This is a genomic window from Syntrophales bacterium (genome assembly GCA_030655775.1).
GTDB lineage: Bacteria > Desulfobacterota > Syntrophia > Syntrophales > JADFWA01 > JAUSPI01.
The window spans coordinates 1-4,420 of record JAUSPI010000106.1; the positions used below are offsets into that span (position 1 = coordinate 1).

A 4,420-nucleotide genomic window follows, 5' to 3' on the forward strand; every position below is an offset into this window, starting at 1 on the left:
AATCATCTTTTAACTCGTAGATAGAACAAAGACAGGGGACTGATTGATAAACCTCAGTCCCCTGTCTACTTAATCTGAAAATCCGGCATCTTGTTCAATATAATCAGGATATTTTGGTCAGTTTATTGTGGGAATCAACACAGGCGCTGTCATTCTGAGGAGTGAAGCAACGAAGAATCTCTTGTAACCAGTTTATGTCACAATATTTATGATAACGTGTACTTAGGCAAGGCCATAGTTCCGAGGTCAATTTGATCAAACATGGTTGATATCTTCATAATTTGAAATCCTCTCTCTAAATTTGAACCCTGACCTTGTCGGTCAACGGGTCGTGCATAAGACCTTGTTCCCTGCTTCGGTCGTTATATGCCGCTGTTCACTGCTCGTTGGTTTTTCAGGAATGGTCATAACAAGTAACCCTTGTTGGAGAAGAGGTTTTAGATAATTTGCCTGGAAAGTTTTCCAGTGTTTAAGACCAATCAAATTCATAATTTCTGAGGACTTGCGCGGCTCCTGGCAAAAATTCAAGACTTGTGCGGTGACTTATTACCCTCTTTAATGCCCTTTTTTGAGGGTATTACCCCTTTTTTGCCAGACCGCCCCGGGACCCCGGCCCAGACATTCCACGGATCCGGCCTTTTGTAAATTTCTCAGCACTTTTCGAACCATATCCCGGCTATAACGCCCATACATGCGCGTTCAAGTTCATAGAGCGTGAATTTTCCTAAAAATGGCATTTTGGCACTTTTTACGATTCCATCAATATATTCACTGTCTATAGAATTTTCCAATCAGGAACTACTTTGGCAAATTCCTCCTGAAACGCGGGGCGCTTCATGTTCATCTCTTTTACTTTGCGTCCAAAGTTTTCCCATTTTTCAGGAGTCTTCATCACATCAACCCACATATGACGAACCTTAGCCATTACCCAAGCCTCACGGGCATAGTGCTTCCGGTCAGAACTGCGATTGAGGTTTCCAAGGCCGGTCATGTAGAAAGTTAGTATATCCTGCGGGTATATCTTTTCCAGTTTCGTTGCTATTTCGAGAAATCCACTCCCCCCATAATGTGTGTCAGGATAACGGGTCTTTGTCAGGAGGGTTATCGCTTTATCATACTCCTTGCGGAACATGTATATTTTTAATTTTTCAGCAGCCCTTGTTTTTTCAAGATTCTTAAGTAATCGTGGCTCATAATCAATCCACTCATTTTTATCACAGATTTTCTTGAAAGTTTTGTAGCCCTTCAGGGTCAACATATTTGTTGCTTGGGCAAACTGAAACTCCATATATGCAGGACGGTCGCCCGACTCTCTGGCACGCTCCATCATAAAAGAGCGAAGTTCACTCATTCGACCTTTTCCGTTTTCAAGACCTTTCTCGGCAGTCTCAATGGCCTTGTCCTTATTGCCGGTCTCCCAGTAAAAGGTTGCCAGATCGTGATAGTCGCCCCCATATTCCATCTTGAGAGAACGCAATTCCATATATTTTTTATGATCTCCAATTTTACGATATATACGCCGGGCGTGGTCACGAGGCCAATCACTGCCAATCGCCTCAAAACGTTCCGCCAGATCCCGCTGATCATCTTCATCATAGCAGGTCGCATAGGCAACTTCGTAGAGTTGATCGTCCATTCCGGCGTTTCCACTGTGAATATAAGTCAATATATCATCAAGAAGTTCCTGACGGTATTCACGCGGAATTCTGTCTTCCTGAAGCATCTCCGTTAAGTCGTAGAGAAGTCCACTGACATGATCAACAGTCCCATAATCCCCGCCACCATATTCGTTCATATCAGAAAGGTCCGGCTCCAGTTCCATCCAGAGCGCTAACATGGCCTCACCGCTGGAAACCGATTTTTCATCGGGTGACAGCGTCACATGATCCTTGAGAAATTCAAAGCATTCTCGCCGAATCTCAGGCCTTGTCAAAGCGAGTTTTGTGACGAGATTGCCCAGGATATCGGGGGCAGCAGCTTTGATCAGTTGATCAAGAGGATCTTGTCGTTTTTCTCTTTTCTTTGCATTCACAGGTTACACCATGTCCAATTATACAGTTAATCGTAAGTACTCAGGTTGTTTAGGCTGTAGGCTAAGGATGCCCCACAGGAAATGCCCTTAGGGTACTGTCAGTTTTTGCGCATTTGATCGAAGCAGAGCGATTCGCGTTCTGCTTCTTTGCGGCTTTTAATCAAAAGAATTCCTCGCAGCTCTGCTGCGGGGAGAGTTCATTCTCTCATCTTTTTCGGCTTTTTTCATTGTGGTTCTCTCCTTTTATGTTTAACCAATCAACCCCGCTTCCTGGAAGCTGAAATATCCTTTTTTTGTTACGATGATGTGGTCGAGGATTCTAAGGCCGAGGATCTTTCCTGCTTCTGTAAGCTGTCTGTGGGTTTTTGCGTCGGTCTCGCTTGGTTTAGGGTCGCCGGATGGGTGATTATGGGCAAAGATGACTGCTGCGGCACGGTCCGCTATGACGTCGGCAAAGACTTCACGAGGATGTATCTGACTGCTGTTCACAAGGCCGATGGTGACAATACGTTTTTCGATGACCTCATTGGCTCCGTTGAGGGATATGCATACAAAATATTCCTGCTGTTTACTGGCAATATCCGCGACTAATGGCAGGATATCCTTTGCGCTTTTGATCTTTACAGTCTCTTTGAGAAGGTATCTCCTTGCCAGTTCAAAGGCCGACAGGATTTGAGCGGCCTTGGCAAGCCCCATTCCGGGCACGGACGTAAGATGATCAACAGAAAGGTTTTCTTTGTGTTCGCGTATCAGCTTTGCCACACTCTTTGACATGGCAACCACATCCAGGCCTTTAACTCCCCGGCCAAGAATAGCGGCTACAAGCTCTTCGTCGGTCAAGGCGAATGCGCCTTTCTCACGCAGTTTCTCGCGGGGGCGACTGTGTTCGGGCATGTCTTTGATGGTTTTCATAGTTCTTCTTTTTGACAGGATTTACTGGATTTCTTTTTATTTTGTGTCGTTTGCGCTTTTTTGCGGCTATTCATTATTCACCCCAGACTTCACCGATTTTGTCCTTTATCTTTTTCCCAAAAATCTCAATCAGCTTCTTGTTTGCCTCCACAAGCTCACGTTCGGCTTCGATTTCAGCAACGATTTTTTGCTGGGTTTTTAGGGGTGGAAGGGGAAATTTCAGGTGGAAAACATCCTTTTGATTAATACTTGGATAGGCTCCCTTTCCCATTTTATCTATCATTTGATCCAGTACAATATGTTCAAAAAGCATAAAATAGATATATTTGCCGATTACTTTATCTGGGGAAGGTGTTAGAACAGCAAAGCCAGTTGATGCAATGGCATTTTCAGGCACTTCTTCAAGATATCCAAAAGCCTGCAAATTTGGTCTAACTGTAGACAACAAAATGTCCCCTTTTTTGACCTTTCTCTTAGCTCTGCTGGGAGCATCTACACCTTTTAGTTTATTGCTGAATGACACCTTGCCTGATCCATTCTCAATAGAAGAAATATCGATATAGACAAATTCATTCTGTCCGTAAGACTTTACAGGGTCTTCAGATGTTTCATTAATGCCCGCTATCTTCCCCAATTCAACCATCGGCCAATCAGGGTTGATTTTGATTGTGGGCTTGTAGTTTTCGACGATCTGTTTCGCGCCGTCAGTGATTTTCTGATAAGCGTCCAGTTCCGCTACAATCTTCTCCTGAACTTCCATTGGTGGGAGGGGAAATTGTAATTCACCGATCTGTTTTAGTGATAAATTGAATTGAGCTACGCCCACTTTTAATGTAACTATTTCATTAATTGTGTGGTCAGATTTCAGCATCCAAAACAAAAACTTTGACGATAGTTTATCTCTAATTGGTCTTATTATTGATAAGGCTTGGTTGGTATTTGCTGGAAGGATATTATTGGTAACAACTGCTACTCTTCCCAATGCGCCAGCAATAGAGAAAAGGACATCACCTTCCTGTAATTTTGATCTTTCTAATTTATTATTGCAATCATCATTTATGAATGCAAATTTTTCTTCTAAAAAATGGCCATCCTCTCGTATGGCTTCAATTTTAACAAAATTAATTCCAGCATTCATGAACGTATAGCCTACGCTGGTTGGAGTGGTTCCTTTAGTAATTACTTCAGTTACACTTTTTATTTCTACCAATTCATAGTTCAACATTCGTAATTCAACATTCTCTCTGTACCTGTCCCTGGAAAAGTTGTAATCTCCAGATTCGGCGATTTTCTCTTTGCTGACTATGTGGGCAATTGTCTTGTCGTCCTCGTTAACCCAAATTCATGAAGACAAAAATATTCTTATGCAATAACAGTAAGTTAAAGACGGCCAGCCTCGTTTTCTGGCACTACATGTTTGAGTGGTCATAGAATCTTTTTCACCATCCGTCCAGGCACAGAAGCAATGTTCAAGGC

The 4,420-nt window shown here is 43.0% G+C and carries 5 protein-coding genes; all 5 read right to left on the reverse strand.

What is annotated here, in order from left to right; translation table 11 throughout:
• Positions 1-321 precede the first annotated feature (321 nt).
• The 5 genes from Q7J27_05575 to Q7J27_05595 all read right to left on the reverse strand — a co-directional run bounded on the left by Q7J27_05575 (position 322) and on the right by Q7J27_05595 (position 4,154).
• Positions 322-489: a hypothetical protein gene (locus Q7J27_05575; GenBank protein ID MDO9528616.1), complete on the reverse strand. Its 168-nt coding sequence runs from the start codon at positions 487-489 to the stop codon at positions 322-324.
• Between the two features lie 161 nt (positions 490-650).
• Entirely contained in the window at positions 651-791 is a 141-nt protein-coding gene (locus Q7J27_05580) for a hypothetical protein (GenBank protein ID MDO9528617.1), read from the reverse strand.
• Positions 776-2,032, reverse strand: coding sequence for a hypothetical protein (locus Q7J27_05585; protein ID MDO9528618.1), 1,257 nt, complete (start codon positions 2,030-2,032; stop codon positions 776-778). Before Q7J27_05585 ends, Q7J27_05580 begins: the two co-directional genes overlap by 16 nt.
• Before the next feature lie 249 nt (positions 2,033-2,281).
• Positions 2,282-2,944, reverse strand: coding sequence for a DNA repair protein RadC (gene radC, locus Q7J27_05590; GenBank protein MDO9528619.1), 663 nt, complete (start codon positions 2,942-2,944; stop codon positions 2,282-2,284).
• A gap of 73 nt (positions 2,945-3,017) precedes the next feature.
• A complete protein-coding gene (locus Q7J27_05595) occupies positions 3,018-4,154 on the reverse strand; it encodes a restriction endonuclease subunit S (protein ID MDO9528620.1) in 1,137 nt (378 codons plus the stop codon).
• Positions 4,155-4,420 lie beyond the last annotated feature (266 nt).

What these genes read in the sequence shown, in the direction of transcription:
- radC (MDO9528619.1), bottom strand. Translation starts at nt 2,944, where the DNA reads ATGAAAACCATCAAAGACATGCCCGAACACAGTCGCCCCCGCGAGAAA.
- Q7J27_05575 (MDO9528616.1), bottom strand. Translation starts at nt 489, where the DNA reads ATGAATTTGATTGGTCTTAAACACTGGAAAACTTTCCAGGCAAATTAT.